Annotated in this window: 24 protein-coding genes; 16 read left to right on the top strand and 8 right to left on the bottom strand. The window is 72.5% G+C overall.

What is annotated here, in order from left to right:
* Window positions 1-24 precede the first annotated feature (24 nt).
* The 5 genes from MXD64_RS12760 (at window position 25) to MXD64_RS12740 (ending at window position 4,657) form a co-directional block, all read left to right on the top strand.
* Window positions 25-1,761 carry an L-aspartate oxidase gene (locus MXD64_RS12760; protein WP_263136541.1) on the top strand — a complete coding sequence of 579 codons (1,737 nt, stop codon included), beginning with the start codon at window positions 25-27 and terminating at the stop codon, window positions 1,759-1,761.
* Window positions 1,758-2,660 carry a carboxylating nicotinate-nucleotide diphosphorylase gene (gene nadC / locus MXD64_RS12755; protein ID WP_017888535.1) on the top strand — a complete coding sequence of 301 codons (903 nt, stop codon included), beginning with the start codon at window positions 1,758-1,760 and terminating at the stop codon, window positions 2,658-2,660. Before MXD64_RS12760 ends, nadC begins: the two co-directional genes overlap by 4 nt.
* A 2-nt stretch (window positions 2,661-2,662) precedes the next feature.
* Window positions 2,663-3,802: a cysteine desulfurase family protein gene (locus MXD64_RS12750; RefSeq protein ID WP_263136540.1), complete on the top strand. Its 1,140-nt coding sequence runs from the start codon at window positions 2,663-2,665 to the stop codon at window positions 3,800-3,802.
* Between the two features lie 79 nt (window positions 3,803-3,881).
* Window positions 3,882-4,148, top strand: a complete 267-nt coding sequence (locus MXD64_RS12745; RefSeq protein WP_017888537.1) for a hypothetical protein — start codon at window positions 3,882-3,884, stop codon at window positions 4,146-4,148.
* A 218-nt stretch (window positions 4,149-4,366) separates the two neighbouring features.
* Window positions 4,367-4,657, top strand: coding sequence for a hypothetical protein (locus MXD64_RS12740; RefSeq protein ID WP_259575936.1), 291 nt, complete (start codon window positions 4,367-4,369; stop codon window positions 4,655-4,657).
* A gap of 22 nt (window positions 4,658-4,679) precedes the next feature.
* Here MXD64_RS12740 and MXD64_RS12735 read toward each other — a convergent pair whose 3' ends face one another.
* Window positions 4,680-5,147 (bottom strand): MSMEG_6728 family protein, encoded by a 468-nt coding sequence (locus tag MXD64_RS12735; RefSeq protein WP_071252022.1) that lies wholly within the window; start codon window positions 5,145-5,147, stop codon window positions 4,680-4,682.
* 88 nt (window positions 5,148-5,235) lie between these two features.
* Here MXD64_RS12735 and MXD64_RS12730 point away from each other — a divergent pair, with 88 nt between their 5' ends.
* Window positions 5,236-5,832: an NAD(P)H-dependent oxidoreductase gene (locus MXD64_RS12730; protein WP_056071056.1), complete on the top strand. Its 597-nt coding sequence runs from the start codon at window positions 5,236-5,238 to the stop codon at window positions 5,830-5,832.
* A gap of 197 nt (window positions 5,833-6,029) precedes the next feature.
* Here the strand turns inward: MXD64_RS12730 and aroQ are convergent, their stop codons facing one another.
* Window positions 6,030-6,473: a type II 3-dehydroquinate dehydratase gene (aroQ, locus tag MXD64_RS12725; protein WP_017888541.1), complete on the bottom strand. Its 444-nt coding sequence runs from the start codon at window positions 6,471-6,473 to the stop codon at window positions 6,030-6,032.
* A 142-nt stretch (window positions 6,474-6,615) separates the two neighbouring features.
* Here aroQ and MXD64_RS12720 point away from each other — a divergent pair, with 142 nt between their 5' ends.
* The 5 genes from MXD64_RS12720 to MXD64_RS12700 all read left to right on the top strand — a co-directional run bounded on the left by MXD64_RS12720 (window position 6,616) and on the right by MXD64_RS12700 (window position 10,627).
* Window positions 6,616-8,286, top strand: a complete 1,671-nt coding sequence (locus MXD64_RS12720; RefSeq protein ID WP_017888542.1) for a sodium:solute symporter family protein — start codon at window positions 6,616-6,618, stop codon at window positions 8,284-8,286.
* Window positions 8,287-8,308: 22 nt separating this feature from the next.
* Entirely contained in the window at window positions 8,309-8,644 is a 336-nt protein-coding gene (locus MXD64_RS12715) for a hypothetical protein (protein ID WP_017888543.1), read from the top strand.
* Between the two features lie 176 nt (window positions 8,645-8,820).
* Window positions 8,821-9,237, top strand: coding sequence for a VOC family protein (locus MXD64_RS12710; RefSeq protein ID WP_214518808.1), 417 nt, complete (start codon window positions 8,821-8,823; stop codon window positions 9,235-9,237).
* 37 nt (window positions 9,238-9,274) lie between these two features.
* On the top strand, window positions 9,275-9,895 hold the full coding sequence (locus MXD64_RS12705) for a DNA-3-methyladenine glycosylase I (RefSeq protein WP_263136539.1): 621 nt from the start codon (window positions 9,275-9,277) through the stop codon (window positions 9,893-9,895).
* A gap of 51 nt (window positions 9,896-9,946) precedes the next feature.
* Window positions 9,947-10,627 (top strand): DJ-1/PfpI family protein, encoded by a 681-nt coding sequence (locus MXD64_RS12700; RefSeq protein WP_017888546.1) that lies wholly within the window; start codon window positions 9,947-9,949, stop codon window positions 10,625-10,627.
* Between the two features lie 151 nt (window positions 10,628-10,778).
* Here MXD64_RS12700 and MXD64_RS12695 read toward each other — a convergent pair whose 3' ends face one another.
* Genes MXD64_RS12695 through MXD64_RS12685 form a run of 3 tightly spaced genes read right to left on the bottom strand, consistent with a single transcriptional unit; the run spans window position 10,779 to window position 12,048 of the window.
* Entirely contained in the window at window positions 10,779-11,249 is a 471-nt protein-coding gene (locus tag MXD64_RS12695; protein WP_263136538.1) for a GNAT family N-acetyltransferase, read from the bottom strand.
* The gene (locus MXD64_RS12690) at window positions 11,246-11,743 is read right to left on the bottom strand and encodes a hypothetical protein (protein ID WP_263136537.1); all 498 of its coding nucleotides are present in this window, start codon (window positions 11,741-11,743) and stop codon (window positions 11,246-11,248) included. The genes MXD64_RS12695 and MXD64_RS12690 overlap by 4 nt, the downstream gene beginning before the upstream one ends.
* Window positions 11,744-11,757: 14 nt before the next feature.
* Entirely contained in the window at window positions 11,758-12,048 is a 291-nt protein-coding gene (locus tag MXD64_RS12685; RefSeq protein ID WP_263136536.1) for a LysR family transcriptional regulator substrate-binding protein, read from the bottom strand.
* A gap of 33 nt (window positions 12,049-12,081) precedes the next feature.
* Between MXD64_RS12685 and MXD64_RS12680 the strand changes: the two genes are divergently transcribed.
* Together MXD64_RS12680 and MXD64_RS12675 are read left to right on the top strand one after the other, a co-directional pair.
* Window positions 12,082-12,471 carry a DUF5997 family protein gene (locus tag MXD64_RS12680; protein WP_017888549.1) on the top strand — a complete coding sequence of 130 codons (390 nt, stop codon included), beginning with the start codon at window positions 12,082-12,084 and terminating at the stop codon, window positions 12,469-12,471.
* 39 nt (window positions 12,472-12,510) lie between these two features.
* The gene (locus MXD64_RS12675; protein ID WP_017888550.1) at window positions 12,511-13,017 is read left to right on the top strand and encodes a hypothetical protein; all 507 of its coding nucleotides are present in this window, start codon (window positions 12,511-12,513) and stop codon (window positions 13,015-13,017) included.
* Between the two features lie 61 nt (window positions 13,018-13,078).
* Here MXD64_RS12675 and MXD64_RS12670 read toward each other — a convergent pair whose 3' ends face one another.
* Both MXD64_RS12670 and MXD64_RS12665 read right to left on the bottom strand, forming a co-directional pair.
* The gene (locus MXD64_RS12670; protein ID WP_194589791.1) at window positions 13,079-13,528 is read right to left on the bottom strand and encodes a phage holin family protein; all 450 of its coding nucleotides are present in this window, start codon (window positions 13,526-13,528) and stop codon (window positions 13,079-13,081) included.
* A 177-nt stretch (window positions 13,529-13,705) separates the two neighbouring features.
* Entirely contained in the window at window positions 13,706-15,181 is a 1,476-nt protein-coding gene (locus MXD64_RS12665; RefSeq protein ID WP_263136535.1) for an MFS transporter, read from the bottom strand.
* Between the two features lie 116 nt (window positions 15,182-15,297).
* Between MXD64_RS12665 and MXD64_RS12660 the strand changes: the two genes are divergently transcribed.
* Window positions 15,298-15,864 carry a TetR/AcrR family transcriptional regulator gene (locus tag MXD64_RS12660; protein WP_017888553.1) on the top strand — a complete coding sequence of 189 codons (567 nt, stop codon included), beginning with the start codon at window positions 15,298-15,300 and terminating at the stop codon, window positions 15,862-15,864.
* Between the two features lie 9 nt (window positions 15,865-15,873).
* On the top strand, window positions 15,874-16,401 hold the full coding sequence (locus tag MXD64_RS12655; RefSeq protein WP_263136534.1) for an Lrp/AsnC family transcriptional regulator: 528 nt from the start codon (window positions 15,874-15,876) through the stop codon (window positions 16,399-16,401).
* A gap of 43 nt (window positions 16,402-16,444) precedes the next feature.
* Here MXD64_RS12655 and MXD64_RS12650 read toward each other — a convergent pair whose 3' ends face one another.
* Complete coding sequence (locus MXD64_RS12650; protein ID WP_017888555.1) at window positions 16,445-16,876, bottom strand: GNAT family N-acetyltransferase; 432 nt, start codon at window positions 16,874-16,876, stop codon at window positions 16,445-16,447.
* Between the two features lie 111 nt (window positions 16,877-16,987).
* Here MXD64_RS12650 and MXD64_RS12645 point away from each other — a divergent pair, with 111 nt between their 5' ends.
* Entirely contained in the window at window positions 16,988-18,340 is a 1,353-nt protein-coding gene (locus MXD64_RS12645; RefSeq protein ID WP_263136533.1) for a hypothetical protein, read from the top strand.
* Window positions 18,341-18,360 lie beyond the last annotated feature (20 nt).

Here is an 18,360-nt window from a genome sequence, read left to right as displayed (position 1 = left end):
TCCGACCGAACGAGGGAGACCACCGTGCACGTCGTCATCGTCGGCTCCGGCATCGCCGGGCTGACCGCAGCGATCCGCGCCAGTGCCCTGCACGACGTCACCCTCGTGACGAAGGGGGCGCTCGCCGACAGCGCCACCGCGTACGCCCAGGGCGGCATCGCGGTGGCGCTCGGTGCCGACGACTCCGCGGCACTGCACCAGGCCGACACCCACGTCGCCGCGGCCGGCAGTGCCGACGCGCGTGCCGTCGAGGTCCTGTGCACCGACGGCCCGGCCCGCGTCCGCGACCTGCTCGCCCTCGGCGTGCCCTTCGACCGGTCGTCGGACCCGGCGACCCTCGACCGGTACGGCGACGACCTGGCCCGCGGTCGTGAAGCCGCGCACGGCCGGTGGCGCGTCGTGCACGCCGACGGCGACGCGACCGGGGCCGCCGTCGAGCGCACCCTCATCGCGGCACTGCACCGACGGCACGTCACGATCCTGGAGCGCACCAGCCTGACCGACCTCGTCGTCCGTGACGGGGCAGTCGTCGGCGCCGACGTCCTGGACCTGCTCGGAGAACCCCGCCGGCTCGACGCGGACGCCGTCGTCATCGCGTCCGGGGGAGCGGGGCACCTGTACCGCGAGACGACGAACCCCCTGGTGGCGACGGGCGACGGGGTCGCCGCCGCCTGGCGAGCCGGCGCCGTACTCGCCGACCTGGAGTTCGTCCAGTTCCACCCGACGCGGCTGGCGGTCCCCGGCGGCGGCCTGGTGTCCGAAGCCGTCCGCGGTGAAGGTGCCGTCCTCCGCGACGCCGCCGGACACCGCTTCATGACGGACGTGCACCCGGACGCCGAGCTCGCCCCCCGTGACGTCGTCGCCCGCGGGATCGCCGCCGCGGTGCGCGACCAGGGCGGCGCACCCGTGCTCCTCGACGCCACCGGCCTCGACGCCGGGTTCCTGGTCACCCGGTTCCCCGGACTCACCCGGGCCACCCGCGCCGCCGGGTTCGACTGGACCCGCGAGGGCGTCCCGGTCGCACCGGCCGCGCACTACTCGATGGGCGGCATCGCCACCGACGCCGAGGGCCGCACCAGCCTGCCCGGACTCCTCGCCGTCGGTGAAGCCGCCTGCACCGGGGTCCACGGCGCCAACCGGCTCGCCTCGAACTCCCTGCTCGAGGGGCTCGTCTTCGCGGTCCGCGCAGCGGACGCGGTCGCCGCACCGCGACCCGGCCTGCTCCGCCTGCGCGGGGACGCCGGTCTCCACGTCACCAGCGTGCCCCGAGCGGCCGACGCGACCCCTTCCTCCCCCCACCTGCTCGGCCGTCACGCCGCTCCGCAGGCTCCGCAGCGCGCCGGAACCGGCAGGCGTGGGCCCAGTCCGACCCGGCCTGGAGGCGCGACCCACCTCGACGACGCCGGTGCCGTCCGGCAGGCGGTCCAGTCCGTCATGACGGACCGCGTCGGCCTGCTCCGTGACGCCGTCGGGCTGGCGAGCGCGCGCCGCGACCTCGACGCGCTGACCGCGCCGACCGGCGGCGGCGTGCGTGAGCACGAGGACCGTGCGCTCCTCGACCTGGCCCGACTCGTCGCGCTCGCCGCCGAGGCCCGCACCGAGTCCCGCGGGGCGCACGCCCGCACCGACCACCCCGACACCGACCCCACCGCCCCGGCCTCGTACGCCTGGGTCGCCGACCGCACCGACGCCGGTCCCGACCAGCACGCCCACGAACGCGCCGACGGTTCCGCAGCCGTCCCGCAGGAGGTACCCGCATGACCACCGACCCCGGCACCATCCCGCCGCACGCGCTCCGTCGCGTGATCGAGACCGCGCTCGAGGAGGACGCGCCCTGGGGCGACGTCACCAGCGAGACCCTGATCCCCGTGGAGGCGACCGCGACGGCGACCCTCGGCGCGCGCGAGCCGGGCGTGCTGAGCGGCGGCGCGGTGTTCGTCGCCGTGATGCACGCCGTCGACCCGTCGATCCAGGCTGTGGTGCACGTCGCCGACGGCACGCACTTCGCGGCGGGCGACGTCCTCGCGACCGTGACCGGGTCGGCGCGGGCCGTGCTGCGGGCCGAACGGGTCGCCCTCAACCTGGTGCAGCGGATGTCGGGCATCGCCACGGTCACCGCGGCCCACGTCGCCGCCGCCGCGGGCACCGCTGCGCGGATCGTCGACACCCGGAAGACGACGCCGGGCCTCCGGGCACTCGAGCGGTACGCCGTCCGGTGTGGTGGCGGACACAACCACCGCACCTCGCTCTCCGACGCCGTGCTCGCCAAGGACAACCACCTGGCGGTGCTCCTGGCCGGCGGGATCGGCATCGGCGACGCGATCGCCCAGGCCCGCCAGCGGCTCGGGCACACCGTGCACGTGGAGGTCGAGGTCGACCGCATCGACCAGATCGAAGCAGTCGTCGCGGCCGGGGTCGACACGGTCATGCTCGACAACTTCACCCCCGACGACCTGGTGACCGGGGTCGGGATCGTCGCCGGGCGCGCGCTCGTCGAGGCCTCGGGAGGCGTGTCGCTCGACACCGTCGCGGCGATCGCGGCCACCGGCGTCGACGTCATCTCGGTCGGGGCGCTGACCCACTCGGCGCGGGCGCTCGACCTGGGGCTCGACATCGACGTCGCGGTGCCCGAGCACGTCGCGGTGCCCGTGCAGGACTAGTCGTGTTCTACCTGGACCGCGCGGCCACCACCCCGGTCCGCCGCGAGGTGCTCGAGGCGATGTGGCCCTACCTGACGGGGGTGTTCGGCAACCCCTCGTCGACGCACGGGGTCGGGGACGAGGCCGCGCGAGGACTCACCGCCGCACGGGCCGCCGTCGCCGCGGTGCTCGGGTGCCGGCCCGCCGAGGTCGTCTTCACCACCGGCGGCACCGAGGGGGCGAACACCGCGATCAAGGGGATCGCCCTCGCCGCGCCCCGCGGTCGGCACGTGGTCACGAGCGCCATCGAGCACGAGGCCGTGCTCGAGAGCTGCGCCTACCTCGCCCGCTTCCACGACTTCGACGTCACCGTGCTGCCCGTCGGGCCGGACGGCCGCGTCGACCCGGCGGTGCTGCGCGCGGCGCTCCGCCCCGACACCACGCTCGTCTCGATCGCGCACGCCGACAACGAGATCGGCACCGTGCAGGACGTCCCCGTGCTCGCCGCGGTGGCGCACGAGGTCGGGGCGCGGTTCCACACCGACGCCGTGCAGTCCGCGCCCTGGCTGCCGATCGGCCTCGGGACCCTGGGCGTCGACGCGCTGTCGTTGTCCGGGCACAAGCTCGGTGCTCCGAAGGGCACCGGCGTGCTCGCCGTGGGTTCCGGCGTCCCGCTCGAGCCGCTGCTGCACGGCGGTGGTCAGGAACGGGGCCGGCGGTCCGGCACCGAGGACGTGGCCGGAGCGGTGGCGGTGGCCACGGCGCTCGGGCTGGCGGCGGAGTCGGTGCGGTCGGGGGCGGGCACGGCGACCACGGTGCGCGACGCGGTGCTCGACGGCGTGCTCGCCGCCGTCCCCGGTGCGTTCGTCTCCGGGTCGCGGGAGCACCGGCTGCCCGGGCACGCGTCGTTCTGCTTCCCGGGCGTCAACGGCGAGACCGTCCTGCTCGAGCTCGAGCAGCGCGACGTCGTGTCGTCGTCGGGCAGCGCCTGCGCAGCGGGCAGCACGGAAGCCTCGCACGTGCTCACGGCGCTCGGGATCCCCGAGGACGTGGCCCGGACCGGGCTCCGTCTGACGTTCGACGCGACGCTCACGGCCGGCGATGTCCCGTTCGTCGTGGGGGCCGTGGCCGACGCCGTGGCGACCGTCCGCGCCCTCGGCTGAGGTGTACTAGACGTTCTACTCCATCTCTGGGTACGTGTCCCCTCTTCTGCGGACAACCGATCTGCGTCAGAGTGTCGTCATGGCGAACGTGATGGTGGCCCGGACACGACGGGACGACCGCTTCCGAGCGGTGCAGCTCCTGCCGGCGCCGGCCACCCTCGTCGCGCTCGCCCTGGCAGCGCAGCACGACCTCGGCACGGCCCCGCTCGGGCTCATCGCCGTGGTCGGAGCGCTCGCGACCGCCGGGAGTGCCCTGCTCCCGATGGTCCGGCCAGCCGCCGCCCACCGGTCGATGCCTGCACCGACCGAGACGGACCGGTACCGAGAGGACACCGAACACCCTTGAGGTCCACCACCGTGCGGTTCCCCTGAACCGAGCCGCGCGGTGGACCCAGACCGGATGTCGACCCCCTGATCGGCGTCCGGCGCGGGGCGCGACGTTCCCCTGTCGTCGTGTCCCGCCGTACACCGCGATCCCGCCGTGGGTCGACGTCCGCACCCCTCCAGCGGCGTCGGTTCCCCTGCAGCCCACGGCGGGTTCCGGTTCCCCGGTAGCGTCGGTGCATGCCCTCGTACCGCGTGACCCTGGCGATCGGTGCCCTCGCGCCCGGGACGGCCCCGGACGCCGTCCTGCCCGCCGCAGCATCCCTGGTGCGCGAACACGCCGTGGTCGAGGCCGAGGACGTCCGACTGCTCCGCGGTGTGCCGTGCGCCGTCGTGCGCTTCGAGGCCGAGGACGACCGGGCCGCCGCAGCCGTGCGGGACGCCACCGTCGACGGGCTGCGCGACGTCGTCGAGATCCGCTCCGACGTGGTCACCCGGCGCGAGGGCGGCCGCTGGATACCGGTCGCCTGAGAGCCGGGCGGTCGCCTGACGGTCAGACGGTGGGCGTCGCCGGTTCGGGGGTCCCCGGCCAGACGTAGGCAAGGTCGTCCGGTACGTCCGGGAACAGCTCCCGGTAGTGCTCGGGCGCCTTCTGCACGAGCTTCGACCGGTGTGAGACGTGCAGGGCCTCGTCGTCGTTCCACGGCGGGATCGGCACGTCGCCGCGCTCGTACGCCGCCAGGTCCTCCGGGAACCGGCCCAGGTCGAGCAGGGTCTTCTCGAGACACGTGTCGGCGTACCCGCGCTCGGCCCAGACACGGCACGTGGCCTCCTGGTACGCCATCAGCGCCGGACGGTAGCCGCGCCACATCGCCGTCACCGGGTGGTGCTGCCAGCCGTAGTCAGGGAGCGTCAGTGCGCGCATCACCTGCAGGGTCTCGACGCGCTGCTTGCCGAGCCGCCGGTCGTCGAGGACCTCGGCGGAAGCCCGGAAGTCGGCGTACGGCAGGAAGGTCTGCATGGCGCGGACGCTACCCCGACCGACTGGCACCCGACACATGTCGTCACGAACGTGCCGCCCGCCCCGGCAGCGTGTGAGCATCGACCGCATGAGCGGAGAACTGGTCGTCGGCGTCAGTGGCAGCCCATCGGACCCCTCGCGCACCTCGACCCTGGTCGCGGCGACGGTGGCCCGGTTGGCCGAGGAGATCGACGGCGCCCGGACCGAGACGATCGAAATCGGCCCGCTGCTGGCCGACCTCGGCGCGGCCTCGGGTCGCGAGACGATGTCCGACCGCACCCGCCGGGCCCTCGAGACGGTGGAGGCCGCGGACGTGCTCGTCGTCGGCAGCCCGGCCTTCCGCGCGGCCTACTCCGGCGCCTTCAAGCTGTTCTTCGACTGGGTCGGCCAGTACGACCTCGTCGACACCCCGGTGCTCCTCACTGCCACCGGTGGCAGCGACCGGCACGCCCTGCTCGTCGAGCACCAGATGCGCCCGTTGTTCGGCTTCTTCCAGTCCACGACGCTGCCGCTCGGGGTGTTCGGCAACGAGCGGGACTTCACCAAGCGCGAGGGTGGCTACGACATCGCGAGCGTCGACCTCGAGCTCCGCATCGACCAGGCCGTGCGCCGCGCCGTACCGCTGATCCGTGGCGGCTTCGCCACCGCAGGCCTCACCGACGTGCGGCGTCCCGCCGACTTCTGATCCGCGCGCGTGCGCCCCGTCCTTCCGGGCGTACCCGGTGCTTCCGGGTGTCCCTGGTCGGAAGTTCCCATCAGGGACGCCCGGAACCACCTGGCATCGCGCGTGCGATTGGAAGGAACGGGCGCGACCCGGCGTGAGCAGCAGGCGGACGGGAGGCCCGTGGCGGCGCCGCCACGGGCCTCCCGGTCGTCTGCGGGTCAGGCGAGCAGGGACGCGACGTGCGCGACCGCCAGTCGGTAGCCGTCGGCACCCGCGCCGGCGATGACCGCCGTCGCGGCGGTGGCGACGTGGTCGACGTGGCGGAACGGCTCGCGCTTCCACGTGTTCGACAGGTGCACCTCGACGACGGGGACCCACAGGGCCTCCACCGCGTCGTGCAGTGCGACCGAGGTGTGCGCGTACGCGGCGGGGTTGATCACGACCGCGGCGAAGTCGTCGAGCGCCTCGTGCAGCCACTCCACCAGCTCGCCCTCGCGGTTGGTCTGGCGGAAGTCGGCCTCGAGCCCGTGCACCGCCGCCTCGGTGTGCACGATCGCCTCGATCTCGGCGAGCGTCACGGTGCCGTACTGCTCCGGGTCGCGGCGCCCGAGGATGTCGAGGTTCGGGCCGTTGAGGACGAGGATGCGCGACGCGTCGGTCATGGGCCGAGCGTAGCGAACCGGGGGAGCGATGCGCGGCGCGGACGATGCATGCGCGGGCTATGTGAACGGTCACAAACCGGTGTAACGTCTTCGTCCGGGTCGGCAGAGTTGTCGACTGCAACACACTGACGTGGAGATGTGAATGGTTCTCGCTGCAGCGAACGAAGGGATCCGGCTCGACTTGGGCTGGGTCGACTACCTGATGATCATCGTGTACTTCGCGGTCGTCATCGGGATCGGGTTCACCGCCCGCAAGCAGGTCCGGACGAGCATGGACTTCTTCCTGTCCGGCCGCTCGATGCCGGCGTGGATCACGGGCCTGGCGTTCGTGTCCGCGAACCTCGGTGCCACCGAGATCCTCGGCATGGCGGCGAACGGTGCCCAGATCGGCATGGCCACCCTGCACTACTACCTCGTCGGCGCCGTGCCCGCGATGGTGTTCCTCGGCCTCGTGATGATGCCGTTCTACTACGGCTCGAAGGTCCGCTCGGTGCCGGAGTTCATGCTGCGCCGCTTCGGCAAGGCGCCGCACCTGGTGAACGCGATCGCGTTCGCGGTGTCGAACGTGCTCATCGCGGGCATCAACCTGTACGCGATGGCCATCGTCATCGAGGCCATGCTCGGCTGGCCGGAGTGGCTGGCGATCATCGTCTCCGCGGGCTTCGTGCTCGTCTACATCACCCTCGGCGGACTCTCGAGCGCGATCTACAACGAGGTCATGCAGTTCTTCGTGATCATCGCCGGGCTCATCCCGCTGACGATCGTCGGTCTGCACCGCGTCGGCGGGTGGGACGGCCTGTCGAAGGCGATCACCAAGACCCAGGGTGTGCAGCACCTGCAGGCCTGGGCCGGCACCGGCTTCGGTGACGTCACCAACCCGATCGGTGCCAACTGGCTCGCCATCGTGCTCGGCCTGGGCTTCGTGCTCGGGTTCGGCTACTGGACCACCAACTTCACCGAGGTGCAGCGTGCATTCTCGGCGAAGAACATGTCCGCGGCCCGCCGCACCCCGCTCATCGCCGCGATCCCGAAGCTCTTCATCCCGGCCATCGTCGTCATCCCCGGCCTCATCGCCGCGGCCGTGGTGGGCAACCAGTTCGCCGACGGCACGTTGACCTACAACGACGCGATCCCGAAGCTCATCCAGATGTACCTGCCGACCGGTGTGCTCGGCATCGCGGTGACCGGTCTGCTGGCATCGTTCATGGCCGGCATGGCGGCGAACGTCTCGTCGTTCAACACCGTCTTCACCTACGACATCTGGCAGCGCTACATCCGCCCGAACATGCCCGACCTGCACTACCTGAAGACGGGCCGCTGGGTCACCGTCGTCGGCGTCGTGGTCGGCATCGCGACCGCGTTCATCGCGGCCCAGGCGTCGAACATCATGACCTACATGCAGACGCTGTTCTCGTTCTTCAACGCACCGCTGTTCGCCGTGTTCATCCTCGGCCTGCTGTGGAAGCGCATGACGACGCAGGGTGCGCTGTGGGGCTACGTCCTCGGCATCGTGACCCCGACGATCACCTGGATCGCGTACCTGGTGAACCCCGACCTGTTCGCCACGGCCACCGCGGAGACCCTGTACGGCGCGATCATCTCGTTCGTCACCGTGCTGGTCGTCGGCTTCGTCGTCTCGATGCTGACCAAGCCGAAGGACGAGAAGGAACTCGGCGGGCTCGTCTACGGCATCGGCAAGATCGACCTGCACGGCGACTCGGTTGCGACGGACACCGCCTGGTACCGCTCGCCCGCGCTGCTCGGCACCGTCGCGCTCGTGCTGTGCGTCGTCCTGTACCTCCCGTTCCTCTGATCCGCGAAGGAGACCACTGCTCATGAGTGACACCACCACCCCCGGCGCGATGACCGAGGAGCAGAAGGCTGCCCTGGTCCGCTCCACCCGCCGGCTCGACCTGCGCCGCATCCTCGGCGGCCTGTTCGTCCTGTACGGCGTGATCACCACCATCGTCGGGATCGTGCACTGGAACACCGACCCCGAGAAGACCGGCGGGATCCACATCAACCTGTGGGTCGGGATCTCGCTGCTCGTCGGCGGCGGGCTGTTCTTCCTCTGGGACCGCCTGAACCCCGTGCCCGCCGAGGACATCATCGGCCAGGCTGAGGCCGAGGCACACCAGCGTGCCGCGGGCGAGGGGCGCGAGCTGGCCTGAGCCCGTCTGGCTCGGGCATCCCCGGCCTGACGCAGAACGACGAAGTCGCTGTCGCACGACAGCGACTTCGTCGTTTCAGCCCTCATCGTCGGACGCCCGTACCGGTTGGTTCCCCCACGAAACGGTTGCGCGCTGATCCAGCTGGGTCCAGGTTGAGCGGAACGAAAGGAACCGCCATGGAAACGATGGTCTTCATCAACCTGCCCGTCATCGACCTCGAGCGCTCGAAGGCGTTCTACGAGGCGCTCGGGTACTCGATCAACCCGGCGTTCAGCGACGACACCGCGGCGTGCGTGGTGGTGAGCGACACGATCTCCGTCATGATCCTGACGACGGCGAAGTTCGCGGACTTCACCGACAAGACGATCGCCGGTCCGGACACGATCGAGGTCATCAACTCGCTCAGCGCACCGTCGAAGGAGGACGTCCACCGTGTCGTCGACGCCGCGGTGGCAGCCGGCGGCACCGAGGACCGCCCGGAGATGGACCTCGGCTTCATGTACCAGCGGAGCTTCACCGACCCGGACGGACACCGCTGGGAGTACGTGTGGATGGACGAGCAGGCGACGCAGGACGGTCCGCCCGCCGAGTGAGTCTTGGGGTGTCGGGGGCGCCCGCCAGGATGGTCGCATGAGCACCGAGCCCGTCGCCGTCCCGCCCGTGCCCGACCTCGTCACCGGTGACGACGGCCTGGCCCGGCCGGTCTGGGCGTCGTCGGACGAGCTGCTGCGCGCCTACTACGACACCGAGTGGGGCATGCCCGTGCGCGATGAACGCGGGGTGTTCGAGCGGCTGTCGCTCGAGGCGTTCCAGTCCGGTCTGTCGTGGCGCACGATCCTGGCGAAGCGACCGGCGTTCCGCGCAGCCTTCGCCGACTTCGATGCCGACATAGTCGCGGCCTTCGGCGAGGACGACGTCGAGCGGCTGATGGCCGACGCGGGGATCGTCCGGAACCGCGCGAAGATCCTCGCCACGATCACCAACGCGAACGCCACGATCGCCCTGCGGCAGGACGGCGGGCTCGCCGGCTTCGTGTGGTCGTTCCGGCCGACGACCACGCCCGAGCCTCGGTCCTCCGCCGAGGTCCCGACGAAGTCGGACGAGTCCCTCGCGCTGTCGAAGGCGCTGCGGAAGCGCGGCTTCGCCTTCGTCGGGCCGACGACGATGTACGCCCTGATGGAAGCGCTCGGCATCGTCGACACCCACCTGGTCGGCAGCCACCGGCGCGGGACCTCGGGCGTCTGGAACTGACGGCCGAGCCCACGAGCACGAGAACGAGAGCGCCGGGACTATGGTCACGACATGGCCGACGAGATCCGGATCGCGTTCCTGCTGTTCCCGCACCTGACCCAGCTGGACCTGACCGGTCCGGCCCAGGTGCTCAGCCGCGTGCCCGGCGCGCGCGTCGAGTACGTCGCGGCGACGCTCGACCCCGTGCCGAGCGACTGCGGCCTCGCGCTCGTCCCCACCGTGACGATCCAGGATGCAGGCGCCGCGGACGTGCTGGTCGTCCCCGGCGGTGACGGTGCCTTCGACGCGATGCTCGACCCGGACGTCGTGGCCTTCGTCCGGCGCCAGGCCGAGGACGCCACGTGGATGACGTCGGTGTGCACCGGGGCCTTCGTGCTCGGCGCCGCCGGGCTGCTCGCCGGCCGTCGCGCGACGACCCACTGGGCCTCGAAGCCGATGCTCGAGGCCTTCGGTGCGCAGCCGGTCGACGCCCGGATCGCTCGGGACGGCGCCGTCGTCACCGCCGCCGGGGTGAGCGCGGGCATCGACATGGCGCTGTGGCTCGCGGCCGAGCTCGCCGGACGCCCCGCGGCCGAGGCGATCCAGCTGCAGATCGAGTACGACCCGCAGCCTCCGTTCGACCACGGATCAGCCGAGCGCGCCGACGCCGTCGTCATCGCCCGGGCCCGTGCAGCAGCCGAGGAATCGCGCGGCGACCGGGTGACCCGCGCCGCCGCAGCCGTCCTGCGCTGACGCGGACCTCCACACGGTCACGAATCCCCGCTGGTCTCCGCCGAGCGGTCACGACACGTCGTTCCGGGCGCGGCCAGCCGACACTTCGTGACCGCTCGGGGCCATGCAGGCGGGGTGTTGTGACCGGCGCCGCGCCCGCGGCCGTCCTGCGCTAGCGCAGCGGCTTCCGCATCTGCGCCGACGTCACCTGGTACCCGAGGGCCGCGTACAGCTCCTGCGCTCCCGTGTTGTAGCCGAACACGTTCAGCCCGATGCTCGTCGCACCGCGTTCGGCAGCGGCGCGGTGCCCGAGCTCGAGCGCGCGACGGGCGTGCCCGCGACGCCGGTGCGCCTCGTCGATCTCGACGTCGAACACCCACCAGTCGGTGCTGCCCGTCGTGAACGACCCGATCCAGAGCGACCCGACGACGGTGTCGTCCTGGTCGAGGACCTCCCACACCAGGTGGCCGTCAGCGGGGGAGCCGTCCGGGAACCAGCGGTCCCGCGACTGCTGCTCGTTCGCCTCGGCCTGCTCGCGGCTCTCGCCCGCCTGCATCCGCGACTCGACGTACTCGGCCATCGTGCGGTGGAGCCAGGCCGGGAGGCGCGTGGCCGGCATCGCGACGAGCCGCGTGTCGGTCATCGGCTGCCCTTGGAGCCCCGGCTCGGCTTGCCGCGCATCTTGCCGCGTCCGGGCGTGGGCCCCTTGCCGGTGTTGGACTTCTTGCCGGCGCCGGACTTGCCGCTGCCGGGTGACTTCGCCTTGGCCTTGCCGCCGGCGCCGCCGGCGCCCTTGGAGCCCGACGCACCCGACCCGCCCGACGCGCCCTTGGCGCCCGAGCCGGCCTTGGCGCCGCCACGAGCCGGACGTGAGTCGTCGTCGCCGTCGCGATCCGGGCCTCCTGGCTGGCGCGAACTGTTGGCGGTCCGCCCGCGCACCACGCCGATGAACTCCTCGGTGGTCTCGGTGGCGTCCTCGTCCCGCCAGACCAGCGCGATGCGCGTGCCCTCGGCGTCCATGAGCGGACGACCGACCAGGTCCTTGCGGCTGGCGGCGCGGAACAGCGACTGGGGGAGCACCACGACGCCGACGTTCGCCTCGACCAGGTCGAGCGATCCGTCGATGTCGGCGGGCACCGGGCCCGCGTCGATCACGTGGACCTCGGCGTCGGCGAGGTCGACCTCGGCGAGTTCGGCGAGGGGGAGTCCTTGGGCATCGCGACGACGGCCGTCTCGGTCCAGAGCGGGATGGCGTTGTGCCGCTCGGACACGGGCATGCGCGCGAAGACCATGTCAGCCTCGCCCGCCAGCGTGTCGTCGACGTCGTCGGCACCGATCGGCCGCAGCCGGAGCTCGATGGAGGGGAAGCGATCCCGCCAGACACGGGCCCACTTTGCGGGGGAGACCCCCGGCACGAAGGCGATGGTGAGAGCCGCGGTCATGCAGACGAGCATAGGGGCCGTACCCTTGTCCTCATGGCGCAGGAACAGACCATGAAGCCCGAGACGGCTGCGAAGAAGCTCGGCATCTTGCTGACGGCCGCTCCGGAGTCCTTCCAGAGCGCTCCCCTCACGCGGACCGCCTTCGACGAGCTCCGGACCGAACCCCCGACCTGGCTCGAGGACCTCCGACGCGACGGCCCGCACCCGCGGCCCGTCGTGGCGCAGAAGCTCGGCATCTCGATCTCGGGTCTGAGCCGCGCCGGGATCGACGACGCGCTGACGACGGCGGACATCAAGACGTTGCTCGAGCAGAAGCCCGAGTGGCTCGTCCGTGAGCGTGCGACGCAGGCCGCCGTGCACGCCGAGAACGCCCGCGTGAAGCAGGAGCGTGCCGCCAAGGCCGCTGCCCGCGCCGAGGACTGACCCCACCCGCACCACTCCGCCGCACCGAGGACGCCCCACGTGCACGAGACCGTCGCCGACGCCATGCTGGTCGTGCCGCAGTTCGCGTCCGTGTGCTGCATCGTCGGTGACCGCTACCGGCCGCGTCCGGGCGTGATCGTGCCGGCGGGCGTGATGCTCGTCGCGATGCTCATGCCCGTCGTCGACGCCGGCGCCGTGTGGACCCTGTTCGCCGCCACCCTGCTGCTGTTGCTCGCACCGCTGCCCGTCATGCGTCGACGCCGCGCCGACGGCCGCCGTGCGGAGCCGATGGACGTGCACCGCGCGCTCTCCGCCGTCGTGATGGCGGGGATGCTGCTGATGGGCCACGCCTCGGGCGTCGCCGGTGACCACGCCGGGCACGGCATCGCGCTGTCCGCGGTGCTCGGTGCCGGCGTGATCGGCTACTGCGCCTTCAGTGGCTGGCTGCTCCGGTACGAGTGGGGGCGCGAGGACCGGCGAGCCGTCCGCAGCGGCGAGGTCTTCGCGATGACCGTCGCCGTGGTCGGCATGACCCTGGCGATGTAGCCCAGCCCAGCCCGCGCCGGCAGCAGCCGCTGCGCCCGCAGCGACGGCGGGAGCGGGGGCGTCAGTCGCGCGCGGCGCTGTCCGCCGGGGCGTCCGCCGCGTGCGTCACCCGCTGCTTGGCCGCCCGGATCGTGTCCTTCGGCACCGGCGGTACCCCGCGCCGGATCCCGCGCAGGCCGACGACGAACAGGATCGCGGTGACGATCGCGAACGCCGCGAACGTGATCCCGGTCGCCGCCCACAGCGGCAGGGCCAGGGCCAACAGCGCCACCGCGAAGCCCGCCAGTGCGACCAGGGTCGTCAGGGCGAACCCGACGGCCACCCCGGTGAGCACCAGCCCGGTCTTCGCACCGCTGGCGCGCTCGCCGATCTCCCGCCGCGCCGAGGCGACCTCCTCACGTACCGCGCGCAGCACCGGCTCGAGGGCCTTCTGCACGAGTCCGGCGGTCACGGTGTCGCGGAACGACGGCCGGCCGGGTGCGGTGGTGTCGTCGTGATCGGTGCTGCTCATGAGGGTCTCCTGTCCGGGCGCGGCGGTCCGCGTCCCCTGACAGGACGCGACCGACCCGATGATCGTCACGCCGCCGCGCGTGCGTGCGGTGCGTTCCCAGGTTGTGCAACGGACGCGGAGGCCCGCCCCGCGTCGACGACGCAGGACGGGCCTGGCGGGGTGGCCGGGTCCACCGCGCTACTCGGTGACCTCCTCGAGGTCGTCGATCCCGCGGGCGGCGGCCGCTGCGCGGCGGGCACGCATCGACGGGGCGACGAGTGCTGCGAGCACGGCCACGACCGCGACCCCGGTGCACGCCCAGAACCCGATCGTGAAGGCGTCGTCGGTCGGCAGCCCCTGCGGCGTGCTGTGCGAGGTGATGAGCGCGGCGATGACGGCGGTGCCGACGCTCGAGCCGATGGTGCGGACGACCGTGTTGGCGCTGATGGCCTCGCCGGTCTGGTTCGCGGGGACGCTCTCGATGATCGCGTTCGAGCAGGCTGCCAGGGCCATGCCGATGCCGATGCCGGTCAGGACGCCGGAGGCCACCACCTGCCACAGCTCGGCGTGTGCGATGGCTGGCAGCACGAACGCGGCGACGATGGCGAACCCGCCGATGAGCATCGGCGGCTTCGGGCCGACCTTGCGCACCAGGACGCCGGCGATCGGCCCGGCGACCACCATCATCACGACGGTCGGCAGCAGGAAGAGCCCGGCCTGGGTGACGTCCTTGCCGAAGCCGTAGCCGAGCGCCGTCGGGAGCTGCAGGAGCGTCGGGACGAGGACGAAGGTGCCGAACATCGCGAACCCGAAGACCAGTGCGACGACGTGGGCGGTCCAGACGCCGCAGACGGCGAAGAGCCGCACGTCGATGAGCGGCTCGGCGACCCGCAGCTCGACGAGGACGAACACGACCAGTGCGACGGCGCCGAGGACCAGCAGGCCGATGGTCTTGGCGTCGCCCCAGCCCCAGGTCTCGCCCTCGCTGACGGCGAGCAGGATCGCGACGAGCGACACCGCCAGGACGAACGTGCCGGCCGTGTCGAGGCGTCCGGGCTTCCGCACGGGGGACTCCGGCATGCCGAAGACCGCCCCGAGCAGCGCGATGACGACGAGCACGGCGGGGAGCCAGAACAGCCAGTGCCAGGACAGGTGCTCGACGATGGGGCCGGCCGCGACGATGCCGACACCGGCACCGATCCCGAAGATCGCCGACAGCAGACCGATCGTGACGCTGACCTTCTCCTTCGGCAGCTCGTCCCGCACGATGCCGATCGACAGCGGCATCACGGCACCGGCGGCGCCCTGCAGTGCCCGTCCGACGATCAGCACGCCGAGGTTCGGCGCGAGGGCGGCGAGCACGGCCCCGACGAGCAGGATCGACAGCACGACGATCAGGACCTTGCGCTTGCCGATCATGTCGCCGAGGCGACCGAGGATCGGCGTGAGCACCGAGGCGGAGAGCAGGTAGGCCGTGAGCACCCAGCTCGTCGCACTGGTGGAGGCGCCGAGGTCCTGGCCGATGGTCGACAGCGCCGGGGCGACCAGCGACTGCAGGACCGCGAAGGACAGGCCGCCGAGGGACAGGGAGACGATGATCGCCGTGCTGTTCGGCCGGCGCCCGTTCGTGGTGGGGTGCGAGCCGGTCCGTGGGCCCTGCATGGTGTCGGTCATCGTGCTCCGTGTGCTCGTGGTCGATGTAAACAACTGCTGACATCACGAGCGTACGCCGGAACGACCGCATGTCAACGCTTGCTTACATCCCTGTGAGGACCGCTAGGCTGCGCTCCATGAGCAAGGACGCCGCGGCCACCCGACTCCTGCTCGTGCAGGCCGCCCGCCGACGGTTCGCCTTCGACGGGTACCGCGCGACGACCGTGCGCGAGATCGCCGGGGACGCCGGGGTCAACGTCGCCCTGATCAACCGGTACTTCGGGTCGAAGGAAGGGCTGTTCCGCGCCTGCCTCGACCGCGTCGTCCGTGACCTGGGCGCCGAGGAGACGAGCGAACAGGGGCTCGAGCGGGCGCTCACGGGGATCATCACCCACATCGTGCGGACGCCCACCGACGACGACTCGCTGCAGCTGATGCTCCTGCTCCGGTCCTCCGGCGACGACGGTGCCGACGCCATCCGCCGCGAGACGCTGCGTCGCTACGCCGAACGGCTCGCGGGCACCGTCGGCGGTGCCGGGTCCGACGCGCTGCTCGTCCGGGCCGAGATCGCGCTCGCGGTGGTGCTCGGGATGTCGATGCTCCGGCAGTCCACCGCGGTGGAACCCCTGGCATCCGCCGACGACGCCGTCGTGTCGGCGGCGCTCGAGGACGCCCTCCGCGCCCTGCTCGCGCCGCCGCGGTAGCGTCGAGGGGTGTCTGGCCGACCCGCACGTCGCCCCGACCCCGCTCCGCGCCTGGACGAGGTCGACGAGCGCATCCTCTGGACCCTCGCCGCGGACGCCCGGATCCCGAACAACCGGCTCGCGGCCGCGGTCGGCATCGCGCCCTCGACGTGCCTCGCCCGGGTCCGTGCCCTCGAGGACGCCGGGGTGATCCGCGGCTACCGGGCCGAGGTGGACGTCGCGCGCCTGGGGTTCTCGATCGAGGCGATGGTGTCCGTCCGCGTGCACGCCGCCGCTCGCCACGAACTGCGGGACTTCGCGAAGCGCCTGCTGCGGGTGCCGGTCGTGCAGGACGTGTCGTTCCTGGCCGGGGACAAGGACTTCCTCGTGCACATCGCGTGCGAGTCGACCGAGCAGCTCCGGGACTTCGTCGCCGACGAGCTCAGCGGTGACCCCTCGGTGGCGACGACACAGACGAACATCGTGTTCGAACGCCTCGTCGCCGACCGCGCCACCCAGGGCCGCTCGTTCGACGAACTGCGGCGCTGGCGGGCCTGAGACACGAACCCCGCGTCAGGGGCCCCGGGGCAGTAGCTCCGGGTCAGCGCTTCCGCGTCATCGGGATGTGCGGGATGCGGTCCTCGAGGTACTCGTCCCCGGAACGCACGAATCCGAAGCGGCCGTACCACTGCTCCAGGTGGGACTGGGCGCCGAGGGCGATGCTCGGCGAGCGCGACTCGGCGATCGCCGCCTCCATGAGCTGCCCGGCGAGTCCCTGCCCGCGGGCATGCTGCGCGGTGGCGACCCGGCCGATGCGCTCGGTGCCGTCGGGCTCGCGGAGCAGACGCAGGGTCGCGTCCACCGAGCCGTTGCCGGCCCAGAACTGCACCGTCCCCGGCTCGAGGTCGCGGCCGTCGATGTCGCCGTACGCGGCCTCCTGCTCGACGACGAAGACATCCTGCCGGAGCCGCAGGATCTCGTGCAGCGTGACGATGTCCAGGTTGCGGGTCGGAGCGTTGAAGATCGAGACCACGGACGGCCCTTCCTGAGTATTTCTTCCGAAACAGGGTGTGTTCCGGACCGGATCGGCGTACATTGCCGGTCAACCACTCTACGTGCGCAGCCGAGATCAGGAGGTGAGCGCATGGACAACCCGTTGCGCGCACCCTGGCGCGCCGCACTCCGCATCGTCCTGCTGGGCGTCGGGACCCTCGCTGCCCTCGTGCTGCTGTCCCTGCTGCTCGGCGCGCGCCCGGCATCCGCCGCCACGACGGCCCCGCCTGCTGCCGAGCAGCGCGGACTCGTCGGCAACGTGATCGAGGGCGTCGGTGGCACCGTGCAGGGGGTGACCGGCGAGGTCGGCAAGGTCGTCGGCGGCGTGACGGACCCCGTCCGCAAGGCCGTCGTGCCGGCACCCGCGGCACCGGCACCTGCTCCCGCAGCCCCGGCACCGGCACCGGCAGCATCGGCGCCCGCTCCCGCAGCCCCGGTGCCTGCCGCGGTCCCCGCCGCCCCTGCTCCCGCCGCTCCCGCGCCTGCCGCCCCGGCCCCGTCGAGCCCCGCTCCGGCGCCTGCCGCCCCGGCTGCCCCGGCTGCCCAGCCGACCACGACCACGACCGCCCCCGCGGCCGACCCGGCCACGCGCCCGGTGCGACAGGTCGTCGACCACGTGAGCACCGCCTCCCGTCCGGTCACCGACGCCGTCGCGAACGTCCTGCGCCCCGTCACGGGCACCGTGGAACACGTCACCGGCGTGCGCCCCGTGACCGCCGTCGTCGACACCGTCGACGACGTGGTCGGCAGCGTCCCGGTGGTCGGGACGGTCCTCGGCGACGACACCCTCGGCACCGTCACCGGTCCGGTCACGGGCCTGGTCGACGACACGCTCGGCTCGGTCGGCACGACCGTCGGCACCGTCCCTGCCGTGGTCGAGGGCGTCGTCCCGTCCGTGGGCGGCGCCCTGCCAGGAGGCACGGATCCCGTCGTCGACGTCCCAGCACTCCCGGTGGGCGGCGGCTCGAACCCGCCCGCCGGGCCCGTCCCGTCGGCGCCGGTCGCGAACGCACCCGTCCGGCCCGGAACCGTCGCCACGCAGGGCGCCACGGTGCCCACCGCACCCGCATCGGCGCGTGTCGTCGCCGCCGGTGCGGTGGGCGACCGCGCAGCCGGACTCCGGCCGTCGGTGCCGGTCGACGTAGCCGCCACGACGGCCACGGTCGGTCCGGTCGTCACGGCCGTCGATGTGCAGGACGCGACCCTCGGCGGACACGCGCTGCTCGTCCCCGAGGACGGCGAGGGCCACGGGGTCCCGTTCGACGGCACCGACGCCGGCGTGCTCGGTGGCAGCGCCTCCACGAACTCCGGCGGCGCAGCTGCCGTCGGCATCGTCGGTACGACCGACGACATCGTCTCCCTCGCCGCGGGGTCTCGCGGCACGCTCTCCGACGACGCGGTCCCCGCATCGGTCGTCGGCGAGCACGACGTCGCCCCTGACTGAGATCGGTGCGCCTGCCCGGC

The sequence above is a fragment of the Curtobacterium sp. Arg-1 genome (assembly GCF_025643395.1).
GTDB lineage: Bacteria > Actinomycetota > Actinomycetes > Actinomycetales > Microbacteriaceae > Curtobacterium > Curtobacterium poinsettiae.
The sequence above is the reverse complement of the archived record's forward strand: the minus strand, read 5'-3'. Positions and strand labels throughout refer to the sequence as shown.

Coding starts and splice junctions, on each gene's coding strand:
- nadC (WP_017888535.1), top strand. CDS start 1,758: ATGACCACCGACCCCGGCACCATCCCGCCGCACGCGCTCCGTCGCGTG.
- MXD64_RS12745 (WP_017888537.1), top strand. CDS start 3,882: ATGGCGAACGTGATGGTGGCCCGGACACGACGGGACGACCGCTTCCGA.
- MXD64_RS12740 (WP_259575936.1), top strand. CDS start 4,367: ATGCCCTCGTACCGCGTGACCCTGGCGATCGGTGCCCTCGCGCCCGGG.
- MXD64_RS12735 (WP_071252022.1), bottom strand. CDS start 5,147: ATGCAGACCTTCCTGCCGTACGCCGACTTCCGGGCTTCCGCCGAGGTC.
- MXD64_RS12730 (WP_056071056.1), top strand. CDS start 5,236: ATGAGCGGAGAACTGGTCGTCGGCGTCAGTGGCAGCCCATCGGACCCC.
- aroQ (WP_017888541.1), bottom strand. CDS start 6,473: ATGACCGACGCGTCGCGCATCCTCGTCCTCAACGGCCCGAACCTCGAC.
- MXD64_RS12720 (WP_017888542.1), top strand. CDS start 6,616: ATGGTTCTCGCTGCAGCGAACGAAGGGATCCGGCTCGACTTGGGCTGG.
- MXD64_RS12715 (WP_017888543.1), top strand. CDS start 8,309: ATGAGTGACACCACCACCCCCGGCGCGATGACCGAGGAGCAGAAGGCT.
- MXD64_RS12710 (WP_214518808.1), top strand. CDS start 8,821: ATGGAAACGATGGTCTTCATCAACCTGCCCGTCATCGACCTCGAGCGC.
- MXD64_RS12705 (WP_263136539.1), top strand. CDS start 9,275: ATGAGCACCGAGCCCGTCGCCGTCCCGCCCGTGCCCGACCTCGTCACC.
- MXD64_RS12700 (WP_017888546.1), top strand. CDS start 9,947: ATGGCCGACGAGATCCGGATCGCGTTCCTGCTGTTCCCGCACCTGACC.
- MXD64_RS12695 (WP_263136538.1), bottom strand. CDS start 11,249: ATGACCGACACGCGGCTCGTCGCGATGCCGGCCACGCGCCTCCCGGCC.
- MXD64_RS12685 (WP_263136536.1), bottom strand. CDS start 12,048: ATGACCGCGGCTCTCACCATCGCCTTCGTGCCGGGGGTCTCCCCCGCA.
- MXD64_RS12680 (WP_017888549.1), top strand. CDS start 12,082: ATGGCGCAGGAACAGACCATGAAGCCCGAGACGGCTGCGAAGAAGCTC.
- MXD64_RS12670 (WP_194589791.1), bottom strand. CDS start 13,528: ATGAGCAGCACCGATCACGACGACACCACCGCACCCGGCCGGCCGTCG.
- MXD64_RS12665 (WP_263136535.1), bottom strand. CDS start 15,181: ATGACCGACACCATGCAGGGCCCACGGACCGGCTCGCACCCCACCACG.
- MXD64_RS12660 (WP_017888553.1), top strand. CDS start 15,298: ATGAGCAAGGACGCCGCGGCCACCCGACTCCTGCTCGTGCAGGCCGCC.
- MXD64_RS12645 (WP_263136533.1), top strand. CDS start 16,988: ATGGACAACCCGTTGCGCGCACCCTGGCGCGCCGCACTCCGCATCGTC.